This is a genomic window from Lacticaseibacillus baoqingensis (genome assembly GCF_003946165.1).
In the GTDB taxonomy this organism is placed as follows: Bacteria; Bacillota; Bacilli; order Lactobacillales; family Lactobacillaceae; genus Lacticaseibacillus; species Lacticaseibacillus baoqingensis.
The window spans coordinates 22,555-44,771 of the sequence record NZ_RHOI01000024.1; the positions used below are offsets into that span (position 1 = coordinate 22,555).

General features: G+C 51.2%; 17 protein-coding genes and 1 pseudogene. 2 read left to right on the top strand and 16 right to left on the bottom strand.

The features are described from left to right. Positions 1–61 precede the first annotated feature (61 nt). From zwf to ruvA, 8 genes are all read right to left on the bottom strand, one after another. Positions 62–1,546, bottom strand: coding sequence for a glucose-6-phosphate dehydrogenase (gene zwf / locus EKM91_RS09815; RefSeq protein ID WP_125753466.1), 1,485 nt, complete (start codon positions 1,544–1,546; stop codon positions 62–64). 20 nt (positions 1,547–1,566) lie between these two features. Further along, the gene (locus EKM91_RS09820; RefSeq protein WP_125753470.1) at positions 1,567–2,223 is read right to left on the bottom strand and encodes a metal-dependent transcriptional regulator; all 657 of its coding nucleotides are present in this window, start codon (positions 2,221–2,223) and stop codon (positions 1,567–1,569) included. Positions 2,224–2,340: 117 nt separating this feature from the next. Further along, the gene (gene adhE, locus EKM91_RS09825; RefSeq protein ID WP_125753473.1) at positions 2,341–4,968 is read right to left on the bottom strand and encodes a bifunctional acetaldehyde-CoA/alcohol dehydrogenase; all 2,628 of its coding nucleotides are present in this window, start codon (positions 4,966–4,968) and stop codon (positions 2,341–2,343) included. A 299-nt stretch (positions 4,969–5,267) separates the two neighbouring features. Further along, positions 5,268–5,630 carry a preprotein translocase subunit YajC gene (yajC, locus tag EKM91_RS14235; protein ID WP_125753476.1) on the bottom strand — a complete coding sequence of 121 codons (363 nt, stop codon included), beginning with the start codon at positions 5,628–5,630 and terminating at the stop codon, positions 5,268–5,270. A gap of 81 nt (positions 5,631–5,711) precedes the next feature. Further along, a complete protein-coding gene (gene tgt, locus EKM91_RS09835; RefSeq protein ID WP_125753479.1) occupies positions 5,712–6,854 on the bottom strand; it encodes a tRNA guanosine(34) transglycosylase Tgt in 1,143 nt (380 codons plus the stop codon). 249 nt (positions 6,855–7,103) lie between these two features. After that, positions 7,104–8,141 (bottom strand): tRNA preQ1(34) S-adenosylmethionine ribosyltransferase-isomerase QueA, encoded by a 1,038-nt coding sequence (gene queA / locus EKM91_RS09840; RefSeq protein WP_125753482.1) that lies wholly within the window; start codon positions 8,139–8,141, stop codon positions 7,104–7,106. Positions 8,142–8,153: 12 nt separating this feature from the next. Continuing rightward, positions 8,154–9,161, bottom strand: coding sequence for a Holliday junction branch migration DNA helicase RuvB (ruvB, locus tag EKM91_RS09845; protein WP_125753485.1), 1,008 nt, complete (start codon positions 9,159–9,161; stop codon positions 8,154–8,156). Between the two features lie 12 nt (positions 9,162–9,173). Then, positions 9,174–9,758 (bottom strand): Holliday junction branch migration protein RuvA, encoded by a 585-nt coding sequence (gene ruvA, locus EKM91_RS09850; RefSeq protein ID WP_125753488.1) that lies wholly within the window; start codon positions 9,756–9,758, stop codon positions 9,174–9,176. 133 nt (positions 9,759–9,891) lie between these two features. Between ruvA and EKM91_RS09855 the strand changes: the two genes are divergently transcribed. Continuing rightward, positions 9,892–10,488 carry a TVP38/TMEM64 family protein gene (locus EKM91_RS09855; RefSeq protein WP_125753491.1) on the top strand — a complete coding sequence of 199 codons (597 nt, stop codon included), beginning with the start codon at positions 9,892–9,894 and terminating at the stop codon, positions 10,486–10,488. 53 nt (positions 10,489–10,541) lie between these two features. On the opposite strand, the pseudogene EKM91_RS09860 reads toward EKM91_RS09855, so the two are convergent. The 8 genes and pseudogenes from EKM91_RS09860 to groES form a co-directional block, all read right to left on the bottom strand. Next, positions 10,542–11,104 (bottom strand): annotated as a pseudogene (locus EKM91_RS09860) (Maf family protein). Then, a complete protein-coding gene (mutL, locus tag EKM91_RS09865) occupies positions 11,104–12,999 on the bottom strand; it encodes a DNA mismatch repair endonuclease MutL (protein ID WP_125753493.1) in 1,896 nt (631 codons plus the stop codon). The pseudogene EKM91_RS09860 and the gene mutL overlap by 1 nt, the downstream one beginning before the upstream one ends. A gap of 4 nt (positions 13,000–13,003) precedes the next feature. Beyond that, on the bottom strand, positions 13,004–15,577 hold the full coding sequence (mutS, locus tag EKM91_RS09870) for a DNA mismatch repair protein MutS (protein ID WP_125753496.1): 2,574 nt from the start codon (positions 15,575–15,577) through the stop codon (positions 13,004–13,006). A gap of 423 nt (positions 15,578–16,000) precedes the next feature. Beyond that, positions 16,001–17,830, bottom strand: a complete 1,830-nt coding sequence (locus EKM91_RS09875; RefSeq protein ID WP_125753499.1) for an APC family permease — start codon at positions 17,828–17,830, stop codon at positions 16,001–16,003. A gap of 145 nt (positions 17,831–17,975) precedes the next feature. Further along, positions 17,976–18,332 (bottom strand): DUF1827 family protein, encoded by a 357-nt coding sequence (locus EKM91_RS09880; protein WP_125753502.1) that lies wholly within the window; start codon positions 18,330–18,332, stop codon positions 17,976–17,978. A gap of 81 nt (positions 18,333–18,413) precedes the next feature. Beyond that, the gene (locus EKM91_RS09885) at positions 18,414–18,686 is read right to left on the bottom strand and encodes a hypothetical protein (RefSeq protein ID WP_125753505.1); all 273 of its coding nucleotides are present in this window, start codon (positions 18,684–18,686) and stop codon (positions 18,414–18,416) included. Between the two features lie 135 nt (positions 18,687–18,821). Further along, on the bottom strand, positions 18,822–20,450 hold the full coding sequence (gene groL / locus EKM91_RS09890) for a chaperonin GroEL (protein WP_125753508.1): 1,629 nt from the start codon (positions 20,448–20,450) through the stop codon (positions 18,822–18,824). Between the two features lie 60 nt (positions 20,451–20,510). Next, a complete protein-coding gene (gene groES, locus EKM91_RS09895; RefSeq protein WP_125753512.1) occupies positions 20,511–20,795 on the bottom strand; it encodes a co-chaperone GroES in 285 nt (94 codons plus the stop codon). A gap of 231 nt (positions 20,796–21,026) precedes the next feature. On the opposite strand from groES, the gene EKM91_RS09900 reads away from it, so the two are divergent. Beyond that, positions 21,027–22,106: an LCP family glycopolymer transferase gene (locus EKM91_RS09900; protein WP_125753515.1), complete on the top strand. Its 1,080-nt coding sequence runs from the start codon at positions 21,027–21,029 to the stop codon at positions 22,104–22,106. Positions 22,107–22,217: the final 111 nt, after the last annotated feature.

Consider the following 22,217-nt stretch of genomic DNA (forward strand, 5'->3'; position numbering starts at 1 on the left):
GAGGACCAATGCGCAACACAAGAGGGCAGGCCGCAACGGCTTGCCCTCTTGTGTTTTAGTGTCAGTCTGCTAATTGCACCCGCGTCGGCTGCCAGACCCATTGATTGCCATCTCGTGCCAATAGCTCAGTTGCTTCTTTTGGCCCCATGGTACCGGCGGGATAAGTCGGCATTGCCGTTGTGGTTTGCCATGCGGCGATGATCGTATCGACAAACTGCCAGGTTTGCGATAACTCTGTCCAGCGCGTGAAGTTGGTTTGATTGCCTTGCAAAGCGTCTTGGATCAAGCGCTCATACGCTTCTGGTGCCGCTTTAGCCGCACGTTCATCATGGCGAAAACGTAATTCTTCCGGCATCAGCTCTGTGGATTGGCCTAACACTTTACCGTTTAACGTCAACGAAAAGCCTTCACTGGGTTCAACATAGATCGTTAACACATTGGCTTTTGCTTGCGTCCCAAACAAATCATGGGCAACGGGTTTAAAGACGACGGAGATCTGCGTCGACTTGCGGGTCAAACGCTTCCCAGTGCGAATATAAATCGGCACCCCGGCAAATTCTGGCGTATCGACCATTAGCTTGCCGGCAACAAACGTTTCCGTCAAAGACGATTGCGACACCCCGGCTTCATCACGATACCCTGCGACGGTCAGCTTATCGATCACCGCTGGGGCATATTGGGCGCGAACAAAATTAGCCAGCGCCTCTTTTTGAGAATAGCTGTGCAAGTGATCAAAAACCGCGCCTTTGACCGCATGCACTGCTTCTGGCGTGAGGCTTTGCGGCCGCGCCATCGTTAAGTAGGCCAATAGCTGCATGACATGATTTTGGACCATATCGCGCATCGCCCCGGAATTTTCGTAATACCCGGCGCGCTCTTCTACCCCGACTGCTTCAGCCAACGTGATCTGGATGTTTTGAATGTGCTCTTTGTTCCAAGCGGCAGCGACCAAGGGATTGGCAAATCGCAACCCCATGATCGCTTGGGTCATTTCTTTGCCTAGATAATGATCGATCCGGTAAATCTGCTTTTCCGCAAAGGTGGCCGTGATCGATTCATTCAAGGCTTTGGCGCTTTGATAATCATGGCCGAACGGCTTTTCGATCACCAACCGATTGAACCCGGTGGCGGTCAACAAGGATTCTGATTTCAAATGCTCTGCGATCGTTGAAAAGAAGTTCGGTGCCATGGCCATATAATACAAGCGATTGCCGCCAACATGATATTGCGCATCCAACTTTGCGGCCAGCTCTTTTAAGGTGATGTAATGCGCCGCATCGGTCACATCATGCGATTGATAATAAAAATGCGTCGCAAACGCCTCTGCGGTTTCTGGGGTCGCCCCAGGCTGGTCTTTAACGGCATTGGTGACGATGTCGCGGTAGTAATCATCCGACCACGGTCGCCGAGCCGTGCCGATCACGGCAAACCGGTCTTGCAAAAAGCCCCGTTGATACAGCCCGAACATCGCTGGGTACAGCTTGCGTCGGGCAAGATCACCGGAACCGCCAAATAAAATGATCACTGCTGCTTTTTCTTCTGCCATTGCACTGCTCCTATAATGTCTTACAAATTGAATGCTGGATCCACAAAAATATGGGCCGCCCGCACCCGATCAACGGCCACGTCGCGATCGGTGCGCACCTGGTGGATCGTGATCGTGGCTTGATCAACACCGACGACGGTGAAATGGTCATTGATCTGCAAATCGATGTCGTGAATATAATCGATCACCGCCGCTTCATCCACGACGCGCTCGATATGGGCTTTTTGGCCCGTCACTAAACTAGCTAAGGGGACTCGGCTTTGATCGATATAATGGCCATCAGAATCTGGAATCACCCCGCCATGCGGACAATACTGCGGCTCACCCAGCATGTTGGCCAAGCGATCTGCCATTTCAGGCGTTGTGGCGTGTTCCAGTTTTTCGGCTTCTTGATGCACGCTATCGACGGGGTATTTCAATGACGCCACCAAAAAGACTTCCCACAAGCGGTGATTGCGCACCAGTAACGCGGCGCGCTTTTGGCCTGCCGCAGTCAGCTTGATCCCTTGATATGGCGTATGCGTCACATATTTTTGCTCAACGAGCTTAGTGATCATTTCACTGACTGACGCCGCCGAAACATCAAGCCCGGTCACGATCTGTTTATTAGAGATCAGCTGGGTGTCGCCGCCCAGTTCAAAAATCATTTTTAAATAATCTTCTTTATTTGGTGTCATAGCGCATCCTTACTTTTTAGCCATTTGTCTTTTTCTATTATGGCATGAATCTCACAAAAAAAGAAGCCGCACAAGTGCGACTTCTTCAGACTGAAATGCGGAGGGACAATTCAGTGCTTAGGCGCGAACGGATGGATCCGAAGCGGTGCCTTCATATTCATCTAAAACGATCTGCTTCATGTCTGCGATCAGCGGCTCCACAGGATTGGTGACCGTGCAGTTGTCTTCGTAAGCTAATTCGGCGATCCGATCAGCATTAGCCAAGACATCTTCTTTGGCAATGCCTTGTTCCTTCAAGCTCATCTTGACCCCGACACGGCCGGCCAAGTCGATATAAGCTTGAACAAAGGCTTCGACCAATTCTGCCGTGGTGTTGCCTTTGAGTCCCAAGTAACGGGCAATTTGGGCATAGTCTTCATCGGCTTTGAAGTAGTTATACTTAGACCATACCGCCCGCTTGGTCGGGGTCTTGGCATTGTAGCGCACCACATGTGGGAAGCTGATGGCAATGCAGCGGCCATGAGGCAAGTGATAGGTTTGCCCCAGCTTATGCGCGATACTGTGGTTGATCCCTAACAGCGCATTGGCAAATGCCATCCCGGCGATCGTGGATGCGTCATGCATCTTGGCTTTGGCGTCTAAGTCCCCGTTATAAGAAGCTTCCAAGTTGTCAAAGGCCAACTTCAACGCTTCCAGCGACAGTCCGCGGGTATAAGAACTGGCCATCGTCGAAACAAAACTTTCAGTGGCATGGCAGATCACATCCAAGCCAGTATCTGCGACGACCTTTGGCGGTACAGTTTCAATGAATTGTGAATCCACTAAGGCGACATCCGGGGTCAAGGCATAATCTGCTAATGGATACTTAATGCCTGTATCAGAATCGGTGATGACGGCAAATGGCGTCACTTCAGAACCCGTCCCAGAAGTAGTCGGGATGCAAACCAGCTTGGATTTAGTTGGCTTAGGGAACTTGTAGGTCCGCTTGCGAATATCCAAGAACTTTTGCTTAGCGCCGAAGAAGTCCCCATCACCATCGTAAAACAGCCAGATCCCTTTGGCCGCATCCATCACAGAACCGCCGCCCACTGCCACGATCGCATCTGGCTTGAAGTCTTTGGCGATCGCAGTGCCTTTATAAACGGTGTTGCTGGATGGATCTGGTTCAACATCCAAGAACGTCTGCACATCGACATTGTTGGTCCGGTTCTTCAAGACATCTTCAACGATGCGTACATAGCCTAACTTTTCCATGCCGCGGTCGCCAACGATCAAGACGCGATCAAGGCCGTCCATCTTTTCCAAGTAGCGCACCGAATTGCGTTCGAAGTAGATCTTCGGCGGCAATTTGACCCATTGCATGTTGTTGCGGCGCTTAGCTAATGTCTTAATGTTGAGCAAGTCGATCGTCCCCACGTTATGCGAAATTGAGTTACCACCGTAAGAGCCGCAGCCTAGTGTCAAAGATGGGATCATGTTGTTATACAGATCCCCGATGCCGCCCATGGTCGATGGGGTGTTCACTAAGATTCGGCAAGCTTGCATCTTATCAGCATATTCTAACGCCAAGTCTTGATCATGGGTGTGGATCACTGCCGTATGCCCAAGGCCGCCGATGTCCAGCATCTTTTCGGCTTTAGCAAAGCCGTCTTGGTGATCAGTGGCTTTGAACATTGCCAATACCGGGCTGAGCTTTTCATGAGACAGAGGGTATTTATCCCCTGGTTCCGGTAATTCAGCGATGATCAGCTGAGTGTCTTTAGGAATATCGATCCCTGCCCAATTGGCGATCTGCCAAGCACTTTGGCCAACGATCCGCGGATTGACGGCCATCTTTTCCGTATTGATCACGGTTTCGGTGAACTTTTGCAGGTCTTTTTTCTGGATGAAGTAAGCGCCTTGGTCCTTGAACTCTTGCTTGACCTGGTCATAAATCGGTGCATCGACGATCATCCCTTGTTCAGATGCACATACCATCCCATGATCAAAACTCTTCGACAACATGATGTCGTTGACCGCTTGTTTGATGTCAGCACTGGCTTCGATATAAGCCGGCGCATTCCCGGCGCCGACGCCTAAAGCCGGCTTGCCGGAAGAATAAGCGGACTTCACCATGCCAGGACCGCCAGTCGCCAAGATCGTGGCAACGCCAGGATGATGCATCAACGCTTGGCACGCTTCGATGCTAGGCACGGCGATGTACTGCAGCGCCCCTGCAGGCAATCCGGCTTTCACTGCCTCATCACGCAAGACTTCCAGCGCCCGTGCAGAAGACTTTTGGGCCCCTGGGTGGAACGAGAAGATGATCGGGTTGCGAGTCTTAATGGCAATTTCAGCTTTAAACATCACCGTCGAAGTCGGGTTGGTCACCGGCGTTACCCCGGCGATTACACCGATGGGTTCCGCGATGGACACGACGTTTTTTTGCTTGTCTTCGTTGATCACGCCAACGGTTTTATCGTCTTTGATCGAGTGCCAGATTTCTTCAGTGGCAAACATGTTCTTGATAGCTTTATCTTCATAGACCCCACGGCCGGTTTCTTCAACCGCTAATTTAGCCAACTCCATATGGTGATCCAAGCCGGCAATCGCCATGCGGTGCACGATATGGTCCACTTTTGCTTGATCGAAGCCTTTCATGACCTCCAATGCTGCATGGGCATTTTTGACCAGCTCATCGATCATCTTATCCACATCAACAGCTTGGGGTTCTTTAGTAGTCGCTTTCTCAGTTGATTTCAGCATGTTGCAGTCCCTCCACGAGTCGAAAAATTTTCGTTAACCATTTCACAAGAACAATATACCCGATGGTTGTGAATTTGTAAACAGGTTCGGTGATTTTTTTCACGATTTTTTTAGGAACGCCGGTATTATCGGCTTTCACGGAGTAGTCGGCCTTGCTTATTAATTGTTACCACATGAACTAAGTCGAATCTTAAGCTGGATTTCTGTTTGTCCCCTGATTAAAAACTGTATTATCTTTTTCACGAACTCTAAAAATTTGGACAAAAAAAGCCGCCCATCTCTGGGCGGCTTGACGCTGGTTAGTCTTTATCGCTGTGCTCATCTTCCGAAGTAGGTTCAGAATATGGCTTGTCGTCAGTCGACTTGGCGTCATCTTGCGGCTGCACAGCGTCACTTGTGGCCGCCGGCGTCGTCGTCGTTGGCTCTACCGTGCGGATCGCACTCAAGTTGAAGGTCAAAAAGATCCCGTCTAGGTCAAGATCAACGGTTCCTTTAGCGTTATCGATGCTATCGATCACACCGTGCAACCCGCCGATCGTCACGACCTTATCGCCTTTTTTCATTTGCTGCAGCATTTCGGCGCGCTTTTGTTGTTGCTTTTTTTGCGGCCGCATCATGCCAAAGTACATGAAGGCAAACATGACGACGATCAGTAGAATCATGGAATAATTACCCAATGTAGGCACCTCGTTTTTTTTATTGTTCGTAGAACACTGTAACAGATTATTCGGCTTTCAGCTACCCTAGAAACTCTTTGCCCCGGGGCGATTATAGCCATACTGTTCAAAAAAGGCGGCCCGAAAATCACTTAACTGGTCATTGGCGATCGCCTCACGGACTTGTTGCATGAGGTGTAACAGAAAGTAAAGATTGTGATAACTTGTCAGTCGGATCCCGAAAGCTTCATCCGCATGGATCAAATGGCGGATATAAGCGCGCGAGTAATTCCGACAAGTATAGCAATCGCAATTAGGGTCTAAGGGGCCAAAGTCACGGGCATATTTCGCGTTTTTGATCACGATGCGGCCGTTAGACGTCATGGTCGTGCCATTGCGCGCGATCCGCGTCGGCAACACGCAATCAAACATATCGATCCCCCGCATCACCCCATCGATCAAAGCATCTGGCGACCCGACGCCCATCAAATAGCGCGGTTTGTCTTCCGGCAATAACGGTGTGGTGAAATCCAAGACGTGATTCATTTCTTCTTTGGACTCCCCAACTGACAACCCGCCGATCGAATAGCCAGGAAAATCCAGGCTCACCAAATCGCGGGCACTTTGTTGGCGCAGATCCTTGAAGCCGGCCCCTTGCACGATCCCAAACAGCGCTTGCCAATCAGGATTTTGATGGGCTTTCAACCCGCGTTCTGCCCAGCGGGTGGTGCGCGCCACACTTTTAGCCACATAATCATAGCTTTCAAAAAACGGTGGGCACTCATCAAAGCTCATCATGATATCCGGCCCTAAGGCGTTTTCGATCGCGATCGCTTTTTCTGGCGATAAAAACATCTTGCTGCCGTTGAGATGATTTTTAAAATGCACGCCTTCTTCGGTGATGTCGCGCAATTCAGCTAACGAAAAGACTTGAAAGCCGCCGGAATCCGTTAAGATCCCTTTGTCCCAATTCATAAACTTGTGCAACCCACCGGCCGCTTCTACGATGTCTTCACCTGGCCGCAGCCACAAATGATAGGTGTTGGCCAAGATCACTCCGGCCCCCATCGTCTCAAGTTCTTCAGGCGCCAGCGTCTTGACAGACGCTTGGGTGCCAACCGGCATAAACATGGGCGTGGGGAAAGTCCCATGCGGGGTGATCAACTCGCCAAGGCGCGCTCCGGTGTGGGCATCGACGTGTTTGAGGCGGTACTTAACAGCTGGTTCCATAAACACTCCTTTATGATGAGCAGATATGTTGCTCGCGCTTACAAGACATGCGATAATGCGGTTAAGGCGGATCCAAAAACCGATCTCGGCAGCTTTTTTGCCGCCATTCAAGCGTTCGATTTTTGATTCGATGTTTTAGCGCAAGTTTGCGTCTAGAAGAAACGTCTCCGTCGTCAAGGTACTAACGATAATGGGGTCCGCCTACCACGTGGGGCGCCGATGCTGGATCAGCACCGGCGTTTTTTGGCCCTATTTGTGAATGAACATCGCATCGCCAAAGCTGAAGAAGCGATAACGCTCTTGGATGGCATGGTGATAGGCATTCAAAATGTTCTCACGGCCGGTAAATGACGCCACCAGCATCACTAATGTGGACTTGGGCAAGTGGAAATTGGTGATGAACGCATCCACGACGCGCCATTGATAGCCAGGTTTGATGAAGATATCCGTCCACCCGCTAGAAGGCTTGATCTCCCCATCAAATTTGGTGCCGATAGTTTCTAAGGTGCGAATCGAGGTCGTGCCGGTGGCAATGATCCGGCCGCAATTTTGCCGCACAGCATTCAAGGTATCCGCTGCTTCTTGAGAGAAGCGATAGAATTCACTATGCATCTTATGATCTTCGATGTTTTCAACCGAAACCGGCCTAAAGGTCCCTAACCCTACGTGCAAGGTCAAATAAACCAGCTTAGCGCCTTTAGCTTGCGCTTTTTGCAACAGGTCTTCGGTCCAATGCAAGCCGGCAGTGGGCGCAGCGGCAGAGCCAACTTCTTTGGCGTACACCGTTTGATACATTTCGGGATCATCCAGCTTTTCCTTGATATAAGGCGGCAGCGGTGTTTCGCCAAGTTGATCTAAGACTTCCATGAAGATGCCTTCATAGTGGAATTCTACGATCCGACCGCCGTGATCGAGCTCTTCTTTGACCACGGCAGTCAATAACCCGTCGCCAAAATCGATCTCAGTGCCAACTGGCGCTTTGCGTGCAGGCTTCATCAAGGTTTCCCATTGATCGCCTTCGGTATTGTGCAAAAGCAAGACTTCCATATGCGCGCCAGTGGCCTTTTTCACGCCATACAAGCGGGCTGGCATCACACGGGTATCGTTCATCACGATCGCATCGCCTGGTTGAATGTAGTCGAGGATGTCATAAAAGTGTCGGTCTTGCGTGGCGCCAGTCGTGGCGTTCAAGACCAGCATGCGACTGGCATCGCGCTCTTTCAACGGGGTTTGGGCGATCAGTTCATGCGGCAGATCATAATCAAAATCTTCTGTGGTTAACAAAATTTATCCTTCCAATCATTTCTTAGTCAAATAGGGAATATGCAAATGGGCAAAACCGGCTGGTGTGACCATCCGGCCGCGCGGTGTGCGCTTCAGATAGCCGATCTGCAACAAATACGGCTCATACATTTCTTCGATCGTCGCAGTTTCTTCACCGATGTTCGCCGCGATCGTTGACAAGCCCACCGGCCCGCCATCATAATCACGGATCATCATCAACAACAGTTTGCGATCGATTTGATCAAGCCCTTGGTCATCCACTTGCAATTGCGTTAAGGCGTGATCGACCAACTCGACCGAAACCGAATCCGCTGATGCGACTTCGGCAAAATCACGCACGCGTTTCAACAAGCGGTTGGCGATCCGCGGCGTGCCGCGCGAACGGCTCGCCAGCGCTAAGGCACTTTCACCAGGCAAGGCCATATTGAAGATCCCCGCGGTGCGCTGGACGATTTGAGTCAGCTCTTTGGCCGTATAATACGCCATGTGTTCAGTGATGCCAAACCGATCACGCAATGGTGCCGACAACATCCCAGCGCGCGTCGTGGCCCCTACCAACGTAAAGGGCGGCAGCGGAAAATGCACCGGATGTGCCGTTGGGCCTTGGCCCACCACGATATCGATATAGAAATCTTCCATCGCTGAATACAGCATTTCTTCAACGATCTTAGGCAGACGATGGATCTCATCAATAAATAAAACATCCCCCGGCTGCAGCTCATTTAACAACGCCACCAAATCACCTGGCTTTTCGATCGCTGGGCCGGAAGTCGTGCGGATATGCACCGCCAGCTCATTGGCGATCACTAAGGCTAAAGTGGTTTTACCTAAACCAGGCGGGCCATATAACAACACGTGGTCTAAGGCTTCTTCCCGCTTCTTGGCCGCTTGGATATAGACGCTTAACTGCTGTTTGACCGTGGTTTGGCCAATGTAATCAGCCAATAATTGTGGCCGCAAGCTGCGTTCGATCGGATCTTCTTCCGGATTGGCTCCGGTTGCCATCAATCGCTCGTCAGTCATTAACGTCCTCCTTTACTGACTTAACAATGATAAACCCAGCCGCATATACGCATCTGTGGTTTGCGCGTCGGCAGCGGTCAATTTGGGCACCAGTTTATCCACGGCTTTTTGCGGATAGCCCAGTGCCACTAACGCAGCGGTAGCATCTGCCAATTGCGGGTCTTGGACCGGTTGTGCCGTCAAGTCAGGCATTAGCGGGCCGCTGGCTTCTAATTTGCCTTTCAAATCTAAGATAATCTGTTGAGCGGTTTTCTTGCCGATACCAGGAAATTTCGTCAAAAAATGCACATCATCTTGGGCGATGGCATTGGCTAAGCCTTCAGTGTTGGCATTGGCTAAGATCGCCAACGCCGATTTCGGGCCGATCCCTGTGACCGTCAACAATTGATTGAACGTCTGCTTGTCTGTGGCGTCAACAAAGCCGTAAAGGGCTTGATCATTATCGCGAATGATCAATTGGACGTAAACTGTCGTTTCATCCCCGACCGTAAAGTGATAGGGATTAGCGACTAACAGTCGATAACCGATCCCGTTGACGGCAAGCACAATAAACCCAGGATCAACTGCTGCGACTCGTCCTTGCATAAATTCGTACATGGGGCATCCTTTCAGTACATACGTTTGGTTTATTCTACCATAGTTTGCGCGTCCACCCAATATCGGGCTGAAGTCCAATCGGCATGGCCTGCGCTTTTTGCTACACTAATAGCAGCAAAGAAGGAGGAGAGCCATGGAAGCACCCCGCTCACGTCAGGTACTCAACGCCAGCACCTTAGTTTGTTTTGCCGCTGCGATCACCGTCAGCGTCTATTGGTACCACCTTGGGGTCTTTCACGATCTGCACAGCCTCCAAGGATTTCTCAACAGTGCCGGTTGGTTCGGGCCGCTGGCGTTTATCCTGATCCAGATCATCCAAGTCGTGATCCCGGTGATCCCAGGCGGGGTGAGCACCGCTGCAGGCGTTTTATTATTCGGACCGGTTGCCGGTTTCAGCTATAACTACATCGGCATCGTCATTGGGTCACTGATCAATTTTGCCTTGGCCCGCCATTATGGTCAAGCCTTCATCCGCCATATCATCAGTGCCCACACCTTCAACAAATATATGGCTTACACCAAAAACCAACGCCGCTTTGATCGCTTTTTTGCGCTAGCGATCGTCTTGCCAGTCGCCCCTGATGATGCGTTATGTTTGATCGCCGGGTTGACGCAAATGTCTTGGCGGCGCTTTTGTTTGATCATTTTCCTAGGCAAACCGATCACCATCGCCGCTTATTCATGGGGCTTGGTCACAGGTGCCCAATGGCTTATGCATTGGTTGGGCTGAAACACCGCAAGAAAGGCTATCAAAGCTGGTAAAATCCCGGCTTTGGTAGCCTTTTAGGCGTTAAAGGGCGTGATTTCAAGCATCCGCGCCAAGGTGCTGATCGGCAAGCCCACCACATTGTAGTAATCGCCTTGGATCGCTTGGACCAAAAGCGCCCCTTGGCCTTGGATGCCATAGGCTCCGGCTTTATCTTGATACTCGCCAGTGCCAGATACGCACCGATCACCGCTTCCGTCAACGGCCAAAATAAGACGTCTGTTGTCACGACCGTGTGGCGGGTTTGCCCATTGGGAAAATACACCGCCAACCCGGTCATCACTTGGTGGGTCTGGCCGCTTAGTTGGTGCAGCATCTGCGCCGCTGCGGCTTGATCGGCGGGTTTGCCTAATAGAGTGCCTTGCCACACCACCATGGTATCTGCTGCCACCACCGTCGCATTGGAATGTGTTTGGGCCACTGCAGCCCCTTTGGCCAGCGCTAAGGCTTGCACATATTCTGCCGGCGGTAAAACCGGCAGTGCCCGCTCGTCGATCGCCGCAGGACAGACGGTAAAATCTGGGGTGATCCGCGTCATCAACGCTTGGCGCCGCGGAGAGCGGCTGGCTAACACCAGCATTATTCTGCACCGCGCGCGGCATGGCTGTCTTGGATGCGTTTGAACATCTTTTCTAAGTCAGTATTGGAAAAATGCACCAATACTGGCCGGCCATGAGGACAATTAAAGGGATTTTCGGCTTGGGCCAAATGTTCTAACAACGCTTGCGCTTGTTGGTCATCAAGGTGGTGGTTGGCTTTGATCGCGCGCTTGCAGCTCATCATGATGGCCGTTTTTTCGCGAAACTCTGCCACAGTCAACTTGCCATCGCGCAAGATCCAATCGACCATTTCTCGAATCGTGTCTTCTTCTTGACCGGCCTTGAACCAAGTCGGATGCTGGCGCACCACGAAACTGTTTTGGCCGAAGTCTTCCAAATACAATCCCACACTTTGCAAGATGGCTTGGCGGGCTTTGATCATCACCGCATCACTGGCAGGATAATCCAATACCAAAGGCACTAACAAGCGCTGTTGGTCGGTGGCCACTTGGCCGATCGCATCGCGATAATACTCATAGTTCACCCGCTCTTGGGCAGCGTGTTGATCCAGCAAATAAAACCCTTCTGGTGTTTCTGCCAACAAATACGTCCCGTGTAACTGGGCCAAATAGCGCAGTTTTGGAAAACGCGGCTGAGCGGCTGGCGCTTGGGTGGCGGCTTTTGGTGAGTCAGCAACCGCTTGCGGCCCATATTTTTCATCCCAAGCGGCTAAACGTGCAGGGTCTGCAAAAATCGGCGCGGCGTCCAGCTCCGCCATGGTCAACCCATAATCAGGCGGCGCCGCTGCTGCAGATGACACGGCTGTTGGGGCCGGCGCATTCGGGGTGGTCGCAGACGTGGTCGGGCCGACTTCTTGCAAGGTTTGGCTGAGTTGCGCCAAATCGACTGGCGGGCGCTGACGCAAATTATGCAGCGCTTCTGGGATCAGGTTTTCCTTGCTCAAGCGGGCTTTGATGGTCGTTGTCAGCAAATCGGCAAGTTGTCCTTCTTTGCTTAAGCGCACCTCTTGTTTGGTGGGATGGACGTTGACATCCACTAACAACGGGGCCATTTCAATGGCGATCACAGCGATCGGATAACGGCCCACCATCAGCTTTGAGCCGTAACCAGCCAGCACCGCTTTGGCGAGCTGGTAGTTTTTGATGTAGCGCCCATTGATCATCAAGGTCAAGTAATTGCGCGACGCCCTGGTGGTATCTGGCAAGCTAAAATAGCCTGACACCTTGAAATCAAGGTCTTCACCTTGAAAATCCAACATGTTTTTGGCGGTCGCCACACCGTAGATCCCGGCGATCGTCTGCTGCAGGTCATCATGGCCGGCAGTTTTCAACACCAGCTTGTCATCATGACGCAAGGTAAAGGCGATTTCTGGATGGGCTAACGCCAAGCGATTGACGATATCGACGATCTTGCCTAATTCTGTTTGTTGCGATTTGACGTACTTCAAGCGCGCCGGCGTGTTGTAAAACAAATCGCGCACCGAGATCTGCGTGCCTTGGCGCACCGCTGCGGTGTGCTGAGATAACAACTCCCCGCCTTTGACTTGGGCCACGGTCCCCAACCCTGATTCAGTGGCGGTTTCTAAGGTGACATCTGCCACTGCGGCAATCGATGCCAGCGCTTCGCCGCGAAAGCCGAGGCTGGTGACGTTGAACAGATCCTTGACCGTCAAGATCTTGGAAGTCGCATGCCGCAAAAAAGCGGTCGGCACATCTTCGGCAGCGATCCCGATCCCATTATCGATCACTTGCACCAACGCGATGCCGGCTTCTTTAACATTGATGTCGATCTGAGTGCTTTTGGCATCGATCGCATTTTCGACTAACTCTTTGACCACACTGGCGGGTCGTTCGACCACTTCGCCGGCGCTGATCTGGTTGCTCAACGTCGCCGATAATTGATGGATTTTAGGCATACACTCACTTCTTCTTCAATTGCTTTTGCAGGTCATATAATAAATTCATCGCGTCCATAGGCGTAGCATTCATGAGATCAAACCGCTTCACCTTGGCCAATAGCGGATCATGCTTGGGAGCTGCCGGCGCTTCTTCAAATAAGCTGAGCTGTGCTTCTTGCACCTGCGGGGTGGCTTGCAAAGCCGGCGCTTTTTTGGCGCCATTGTCTTCCAGCGTCGTTAAGATCGTATCTGCACGCGCCAGTAGGTCAGCCGGCAGCCCGGCCAGCTTGGCGACATGGATCCCATAAGACTTATCCGCCGGCCCAGGGAGCATTTTGTGCAAAAAGACGAGGGTACCGTTTTCTTCGACCGCCCCGACATGAACGTTGCGCAGCTTCACCAACGATTCTTCCAGACTCGTCAGCTCATGATAATGCGTTGAAAACAAGGTCTTGGCATGCACATGATCATGCAAGTATTCAATGATCGCCTGAGCCAGCGCCATCCCGTCATACGTGGCGGTCCCGCGGCCGATTTCATCAAACAAGATCAATGAACTGGCTGTTGCATGGGCCAAAGCGGCATTGGCTTCCATCATTTCGACCATGAACGTACTTTGCCCGGCGGCGAGATTGTCAGCAGCGCCAATGCGGGTGAAGATCTGGTCAAATACCGGCAAGTCAGCCGATTCCGCCGGCACAAAACACCCGGCTTGGGCCATGATCACGATCAATGCCAACTGTCGCATGTACGTGCTTTTCCCGGACATGTTCGGCCCGGTGATCAACAGCATGTCTGTATCGTCTTGCATGATCACATCATTGGGAATATATTGCTGCGTGCCCAACACATGTTCAACCACTGGATGCCGCCCGCCATGGATCGCCACCGCATGCGAGCCGGCATGCATCACCGGGCGCACATAATGGTTGTTTTCGGCAACCACGGCAAAACTTTGGAGAATATCTAACGCCGCCACTACTGCCGCGAGTTTTTGCAAGCGGGTGATCTGTTGTTGAACTTGTTGGCGAATATCTTGAAACAATTGATATTCTAACGCAGTCGCCGACTCTTGCGCCGTTAAGATCAAGGTTTCTTTTTCTTTCAATTCCGGCGTACTGAAGCGCTCCGCGTTGGTCAGCGTCTGCTTGCGCTCATAGCGGCCTTCAGGCACCTTGTCTAAGTTGCCTTTGGTCACTTCGATATAATACCCTGCCACCTTGTTGTAGCGGATGCGCAAGTTATGGATCCCAGTTGCTTCACGCTCTTTAGCTTCAAGATCCGCGATCCATTGCTTGGAGTTGGCCATGGCATCGCGATAGGTATCCAGCTGTTGATCATACCCTTGCAAGATCACGCCGCCTTCAGTGATCGAAATCGGCGCTTCCGGCTCGATCGCCCGCCGGATCAAATTAGCCACATCTTGTACCGGATCGATTTGCTGTTGCAGCGCGGCAAAGGCCCCATCGTCAAGCTTGGCGATAATATCTTGGATCGCCGGCACTTGGTCTAACGACGTTTGTAATTGGATCAAGTCGCGGCCGTTGACATTCCCATACGCCACCCGCCCGGCTAAGCGTTCAAGATCATACACTTTCGTCAAGCGCTCTTGCAATTCGCTGCGCTCAAAATAATGGTCAAGCAGATCTTGCACTTGGTCTTGACGCGCTTTGATCTGTTGCAGATCAAGCAAAGGCCGATCCAGCCATTGTTTCAGCAAACGCCCACCCATGGCGGTTTTAGTTTGATCTAAAATACTCAACAGCGTATCGGCTTTGCGCCCGGTCCGCGAATTCTTCAAAATATCAAGATTCGTCCGGGCGTCTTGATCCATTTCCAAAAAACTCGACGGCTGATAGCTGATGGCCTTTTGGATATGGGCCAAGCGCCTTTTTTGCGTGGTCAGCAAATACTGCATCAACATCACGACCACCGCGGTTTGCAACGGGTCTTTGAGGTCTTGGCTGACATAACTGGCTTCTGCTGTTGCTGCGACTGCCGGCTGCGGCGACAACAGACGCCCTTGCCCCAGCCACTGGGCATCTTCATCGCTTAAATCATCTGGCACCACGATTTCGCGGGTACTTAAGGCAGCCAGTTCATTTTGCACGGCAAAGCGATGCGCTAATGCTGTGACCTTCAATTCCCCGGTCGAAAGATCCGCATAAGCAAAGCCATACTGACCGGCTTTTGGCAGCACCGCAGTGAGATAGTTATTGGCTTTGGCGGCGCCTGGGCGCACGTCCATGGTCGTGCCTGGCGTGACCAATTGGATCACTTCGCGCTTGACCATCCCTACAGCTTGCTTAGGATCTTCAGTTTGCTCACAAATGGCCACTTTGTAGCCTTGATCCACTAAAATATCGACATAGCTTTGCGCCGCATGATGCGGCACCCCACACATCGGGATCGGATCATCGGCTGATTTATTGCGCGCCGTCAGCGTCAACTCAAGCAATTGCGCGCCTTTGATCGCATCATCATTGAACAGTTCATAAAAATCCCCGATGCGGTAAAACAAAAAGGCATCAGGATACTGGTCCTTGATGGCCTGATATTGTTGCATCATTGGGGTATCTTGGGTTTTTTGGGGCATGTTGTCACCTTATCTTCGAATTCTGCGCGTTGGCGCGGCTGTCTTTATTGTATCATGATTGCCACAGCGTCGCTCAAACGCAAAAAGGCGCCTTTGCCGTATCCCGACCAAAGACGACCCTTCCTCTCATGTGTTGGCCGAGCCATGAACTTGCTAAGCCCATAGCAACAACGCAACGGCACCGATCCGACTGGCCAAAAGCCGGCCACGCACTGGTTGTGCGGCTTGGCAACTAGCAGCAAGCCGTCGGATCTTGGCCAAACCGCACCATATTCGCTTACTAATTACAAGTGTATTTTCGTCCAGCAACACAAACGCCTTGGAGTCGCGATTCTAAAGGCGAATCGTGGCGCCAAGGCGCTGTTGTGATGGGCTAAAACCGCTTTGGCTCTCAGCTTCTTTTTTTCCTTGCGCGACCATGCCTTAACGCTTGAGATGGTAGCTATACGTGGCGATGATGACATTTTCACGCGAGGCAAATGCCGTCCGCAGCCGGACGTTGGTCTGGTTGTGCAAGATATTTTGCCAAGGCTTTTTCGGCACGAATTGCGGGATCAAAACCGTGGTAGTGAAGTTTCGCTTCGCCGCATTTTTGGCGATAATATCCACAAATCGGATCGTTGGCCCGGTGATCGAGCGATAAGACGAATGCACATCGACGAACCGCACATCTGGAAAATCGCGCTTGAATTCATCTTGCGTCTCATGTTCTTTGTTCGGATTTTCATCCATCGACACATGCATGGCGATGACATAATCCCCGATGGTCTGGGCATAATTCAACGCCCCGCGCGTTACCCGCGTGACATTACCGACCAAAACGATCACCGTCGAGCCTGAGTACTCGTGTTTTTGGACTTCTTCAGGCAAGCGCAGCTGCGCCGCCACTTCTTTATAATGCGTATGGATCTGATAAAACACCACGATCAACAATGGCATGATGATGAAAAACGGCCAAATGTCTGGCAGCCGGTAAACAAACAAGATCACCAAGATCGCAAAAGAGATCAACGCCCCAGAGAAGTTGGCAAAACTCTTGCCGATCCAGCCGCGGCCGCGATTGCGCCACCAATGGCGGATCATGCCTGATTGGGACAAGGTGAACGGAATGAACACCCCCACTGCATACAACGGGATCAACCGCTCGGTGGACCCTTGGAAGATCGTGATCAATAACCCAGATCCTACCGCCAGCGTCAAGATCCCATTGGAATAGCCCAGCCGATCCCCGCGATCCATATACATATGCGGGAGATACTTGTCTTTGGCCAAGTTATACGCTAACACTGGAAACGCGGAAAATCCGGTATTAGCCGCCACTGCCAAGATCAAGGCGGTGGCAAATTGAACGACATAATACATGATGCCGCCATTGCCAAACGTCCGCGCAGCCACTTGCGATAACACCGTGACTTTGGCTTCTGGCACGATGCCATACCAATAGTTCAAAAACGTGATCCCGGCAAAGAAGAAGCCTAAGATCGCGGCCATGATCGCTAAGGTCGACGCCGCATTGTGCTCACGCGGCTTTTTGAAAAACGGCACGGCATTTGAGATCGCTTCGACCCCGGTCAACGAACTTGACCCGCTGGAAAAAGCCCGGAAGATCAGTGCCGCAGAGATCCCTGGCACGACGCCGCCAACGACTGCCGTAGCCCGAAACGGGATCGCCCCGGTGGCGATTTGATACAAGCCCCAAAAAACCATCGCCGTGATGGAAATGACAAATAAATAAACCGGGATCATCAAAAAATTCGCCGATTCACTCATCCCGCGCAAGTTCATCAGTGCCAAGATCACGATGATCACCAATGAAATCGCGACTTGATGGCCATATAACGCTGGGATCGCACTGGTGATCGCCTCAGCCCCAGCTGACGTCGATACCGCCACCGTCAGCATATAGTCGATCAACAAACTCCCGCCAGCCGCCAAGCCGGCATTTTGCCCTAAATTCTCGCTGGCTACGACATAAGCGCCGCCGCCGCTTGGGTAAGCATGGATGATCTGCCGATACGACATCGTCAAGGCCAACAGTAAGATCAACACGAACGCGGCGATCGGCAGTGAATACCAAATAGCCGCCGCCGACAACGTCGTCAATACTAAGACGATCTGTTCAGTCCCGTATGCGACACTGGATAAAGCATCACTGGATAGCATCGCCAAGGCCTTGAGCTTGCCGAGCTTTTGCCCCCCTTCCTCATTGGATTTGAGGGGTTTCCCCACTAATAAGCGTTTCAAATGAGCCATTTCGTTTCTCCATTCCCATTTCTAGAAAACAAACAGAAGCTATTCTAGCGCATCACTTTCTGAAAAGCTATCAGTACTTTAAATCTAGCGAAATAAAAATCCTACCAAGCGCTTCAAAAAGCCTTCTTGATGGGATTTTCCGCATTTAGGCGGTTGGCAATTCAATGATCACCATATCTTTGAATGGGAGCTTGCGCCGCACCGCCGCTTCAATTTCGGGCTTTGCTTCTGGATCGACCCGCAATTGGTCTTTGGCTGCTTCAGGAAACAGCTTGCCGATCACGAAATCGATTTCTTCTTGCTTGATCTGGCGATGCTCATGCGTCAAGATCACGTCGGTTTTGGTAAACCCTTCGACATAATGCACATGCACCGAACCGAGGGTATACAACCGAAACATTTTGACTGTGCCGTTATGCTTCCCATAAAGGTAGCGCATGGTATAAGGCAGCATCTTGTGCAGACTCGCATTTAAGCGGATCGGGTTTTCAATTAATTTCATGGACGTTCACTCCTTTAGTTCATGATAGCATAATTGCCGGATGCATTAAAAAAGTCTGGCGCTGCCGCCAGACTTTTTTGCTTATGACCACCCAGGATCTGCTGTCGTCGTACTTTGATTGAGCAAAGACAATAAGGTCAAGACCTCGGTTGGCACTTGGTAATCATGCCGATAGATCACACGGGAAATGCGGCTGGAAAACACGCCAATGGCCACCCGGCTCACTTTACCTTGTTGGTAATCACTGGAAAACTGCATCAACTGTTGTTGCAACTTCGGCATCGCCGCTGTCGCCGCAATGGCGGCAGTCAATGCTGATAGGACGTGTAAGTCCGGTTTGTGACGTTTAAACATGACGCATCCCCCCGTGATGTTTGACTTGCGCACAATATACACCCGCACGACGCGAAAAGCAATCTAAAACCCGGCCAAAAGCGCCAAAGAAAAAGGCAAGCTGAAAAGTCAGCTTGCCTTTTAGTGTGATGCTGATTACATCATGCCGCCCATGCCGGCTGCAGGGTTAGCTGCAGGGGCTGCTGGCGCATTTTCGTCTGGCTTGTCAGCCACAACCGCTTCAGTGGTCAACATCAAAGCAGCCACAGAAGCCGCATTTTGTAAGGCAGAGCGGGTCACCTTAGTCGGGTCGATGATCCCAGCTTTGGCCATATCTTCCCACTTATCTGTAGCGGCGTTGTAGCCGAAGCCCACGTCTTCTTTCTTCATGCGGTCAACGATGACGGAACCTTCCAAACCAGCGTTAACAGCGATCTGCCGCACTGGTTCTTCGAGGGCCCGCAAAACGATGTTGATCCCAGTTTGAACGTCGCCGTCTTCTTTGAGGTCAGCGACCGCTTTGATCGTGTTGATCAAAGCCACACCGCCACCGGCAACGTAGCCTTCTTCAACCGCAGCCCGAGTCGCGTTGAGCGCATCTTCGATCCGATACTTGCGTTCCTTGAGTTCGGTTTCAGTTGCGGCCCCAACTTTGATCACAGCCACGCCGCCAGCCAGCTTAGCCAAGCGTTCTTGCAGCTTCTCGCGATCAAAATCACTGGTGGTTTCTTCGATTTGCTTGCGGATCGTTGCCACACGTTCGTCAATGGCAGCCTTGTCGCCTGCCCCTTCAACGATGGTGGTGTTATCCTTAGTAATGGTGACCTTGCCAGCTTGGCCTAATTGTTCAAGCTTGGTGTCTTTCAAGTCTAACCCAAGGTCGGCAGTGATCACTGTTGCGCCGGTCAAAGTCGCGATGTCTTGGAGTTGTTCCTTGCGGCGATCGCCAAAGCCTGGGGCCTTAACAGCAACCACATTGAAGGTGCCGCGGATCTTGTTCAAGACCAAGGTTGGCAATGCTTCACCGTCAACATCATCGGCAATGATCAATAATGCCTTACCTTGTTGCACGATTTCTTGCAACAATGGGAGGACGTCTTGGATGTTGGAGATCTTCTTGTCGGTGATCAAGATATACGGGTTATCCAGATCCGCTTCCATCTTATCATTGTCTGTGACCATGTATTGAGACAAGTAGCCACGATCAAACTGCATCCCTTCCACAACGGAAAGTTCAGTTTGGATCCCTTTAGATTCTTCGATGGTGATCACACCGTCATGGCCAACTTTTTCCATGGCGTCAGCGATCAAGTTGCCGACTTCTTCATTAGCAGAAGAAACCGAAGCGACTTGGGCGATTTCCTTCTTGCCAGAAACCTTATGTGAGATCTTATGCAATTCGTCAACTGCAGCGGCAGTGGCTAATTCGATCCCGTGGCGAATGCCGACTGGGTTAGCCCCGGCAGTCACGTTCTTCATGCCTTCGCGAATGATCGCTTGGGCCAATACGGTCGCAGTCGTGGTCCCGTCACCAGCGATATCGTTGGTCTTGGATGCGACTTCAGCGACCAGCTTAGCGCCCATGTTCTCATAGTGATCTTCTAATTCGATCCCTTTGGCAATGGTCACACCATCGTTAGTGATCTCAGGAGAGCCATAAGACTTTTCCAAAACAACGTTGCGTCCCTTAGGCCCAAGTGTCGTCTTGACGGTATCCGCCAGCTTGTCAACACCGGCAAGCATGGAGCGGCGAGCTTCTTCAGAGAACTTAATTTCTTTTGCCATGTGTAATTTCACCTCATAATTGTTATTTTAATAAGTCACTCAACAGCGTTTGAGCAACGATTATTCAACGATGGCCATCAGGTCTTTTTCGTGTAAGACCAGATATTTTTCACCATCATTTTTCACTTCAGAACCGGCATACTTGTCATAAACCACGACGTCGCCGACCTTAACCGTAAGTGGTAAGACTTTTCCTTCTGGGGTCTGTGCGCCAGCACCGACCGCAACGACCTTACCAGATTGAGGCTTTTCTTTGGCATTGTTGGCTAATACGATTCCTCCAACAGTCTGTTCCTCTTCTTCGACGACTTGAACGATAACGCGGTCTCCTAATGGCTTTAACAAGGCAATCCCTCCATAAACATTTTTGATTTTAGCACTCGCAATAGTTAAGTGCTAACCACAACTGATACTATAACCAGTTTCGTCACAGAATGCAACCCCTAAGCCGGCAATGTTATACTAAAAGCTGCAAGGATTTTCCCACAAACGTTAAAAAGCGCTAAAATCGGCCGTCTCACCATCGCAACAGATTCTGATGGCGGTACACTGGATAAGTAAATAAGGAGGCCGCCCATGCAAACGCGCAGTTCCAGACGCCATCCCCCCAAGCAATCCCGTTTTCCTTGGATCAGGTGGGTGCTTGTGATCATTGGGATCTTGGCATTTTCCGGCGGAGCATACGCTTTGAGGCTGTATAGCCAAACCAAATATGCCCTAGACAGCACCTATTCCGGCTTAAAAAATCAAGCCGTCGCCACCACCATCAGTGATAAGAAGCCTTTTGCCGCGCTATTGCTAGGCGTGGATACTGGCGCTTTAGGGCGTTCGTATAAAGGAAATTCCGACACGATGATCGTTGCGGTCGTCAATCCGCAAAAGAAAACCACCACCATGGTGTCGATCCCGCGCGATACCGTCGCCCAGTTGATCGGCACAGAATCATTCAACATGCAAAAGATCAACGCCGCTTATAACGTGGGCGGCTCCGACATGGCCATCGACACCGTGTCTAAGCTGGTGGATGTCCCGATCAAATATTATATGACGATCAATATGGGTGCTTTGGAAAATGTGGTCGATGCCGTTGGCGGGATCGACGTCAACGTGCCATTTTCTTATACGGATTCACATTCTCACAATTGGCACTTCACCAAAGGCCCGATGCATCTCAACGGGGCCAAGGCGCTGGCTTATGCGCGGATGCGCCATGAAGACCCGCAAGGCGACTATGGCCGCCAACAGCGCCAGCAGCAAGTGATCAAGGCGATCTTGAAAAAGGCGATCTCCCTCAACGGCCTCACCAAGTTCAACCAATTGTTGAAAACTGTCTCCAATAATATCCAAACCAACTTGACCTTCAATGACATGACCACGATCTTCACGAATTACCGTGCGGCCACCGGCACCATCAAAACCGATACCTTACAAGGCCAATCCGCAAAGATCTATTCCAACTTATACGGCGACTACTTAGACTACCAAGTGCCTTCTAACGACGAGCTCCAGCGCGTTTCGGATAAGCTGCGCGCGGCACTAGGTCTAGACAGTACGACGGTGGCCAACCAAAGTACCAAAGAAAACGATGCGAACACTTCATTTAGTTGGCATACGACCGCAGATCAAACTTATACGATCTACAATCCCGATTATTGAGCGCATGCCCGCTGCCAAAAAGGCACTGCAGTTGTGATGTGAACCCAAGAGGTTGGACAATCAAAAAAATTTAGTTAAGCAGCTTCTTGGAGGGCAAGTTTTCGGTATTCT

Coding starts and splice junctions, on each gene's coding strand:
- EKM91_RS09820 (WP_125753470.1), bottom strand. CDS start 2,223: ATGACACCAAATAAAGAAGATTATTTAAAAATGATTTTTGAACTGGGC.
- ruvB (WP_125753485.1), bottom strand. CDS start 9,161: ATGACTGACGAGCGATTGATGGCAACCGGAGCCAATCCGGAAGAAGAT.
- EKM91_RS09855 (WP_125753491.1), top strand. CDS start 9,892: ATGGAAGCACCCCGCTCACGTCAGGTACTCAACGCCAGCACCTTAGTT.
- EKM91_RS09885 (WP_125753505.1), bottom strand. CDS start 18,686: ATGTTTAAACGTCACAAACCGGACTTACACGTCCTATCAGCATTGACT.
- zwf (WP_125753466.1), bottom strand. CDS start 1,546: ATGGCAGAAGAAAAAGCAGCAGTGATCATTTTATTTGGCGGTTCCGGT.
- tgt (WP_125753479.1), bottom strand. CDS start 6,854: ATGGAACCAGCTGTTAAGTACCGCCTCAAACACGTCGATGCCCACACC.
- EKM91_RS09875 (WP_125753499.1), bottom strand. CDS start 17,830: ATGGCTCATTTGAAACGCTTATTAGTGGGGAAACCCCTCAAATCCAAT.
- yajC (WP_125753476.1), bottom strand. CDS start 5,630: ATGATTCTACTGATCGTCGTCATGTTTGCCTTCATGTACTTTGGCATG.
- ruvA (WP_125753488.1), bottom strand. CDS start 9,758: ATGTACGAATTTATGCAAGGACGAGTCGCAGCAGTTGATCCTGGGTTT.
- EKM91_RS09900 (WP_125753515.1), top strand. CDS start 21,027: ATGCAAACGCGCAGTTCCAGACGCCATCCCCCCAAGCAATCCCGTTTT.
- mutS (WP_125753496.1), bottom strand. CDS start 15,577: ATGCCCCAAAAAACCCAAGATACCCCAATGATGCAACAATATCAGGCC.
- EKM91_RS09880 (WP_125753502.1), bottom strand. CDS start 18,332: ATGAAATTAATTGAAAACCCGATCCGCTTAAATGCGAGTCTGCACAAG.
- adhE (WP_125753473.1), bottom strand. CDS start 4,968: ATGCTGAAATCAACTGAGAAAGCGACTACTAAAGAACCCCAAGCTGTT.
- mutL (WP_125753493.1), bottom strand. CDS start 12,999: ATGCCTAAAATCCATCAATTATCGGCGACGTTGAGCAACCAGATCAGC.
- groL (WP_125753508.1), bottom strand. CDS start 20,450: ATGGCAAAAGAAATTAAGTTCTCTGAAGAAGCTCGCCGCTCCATGCTT.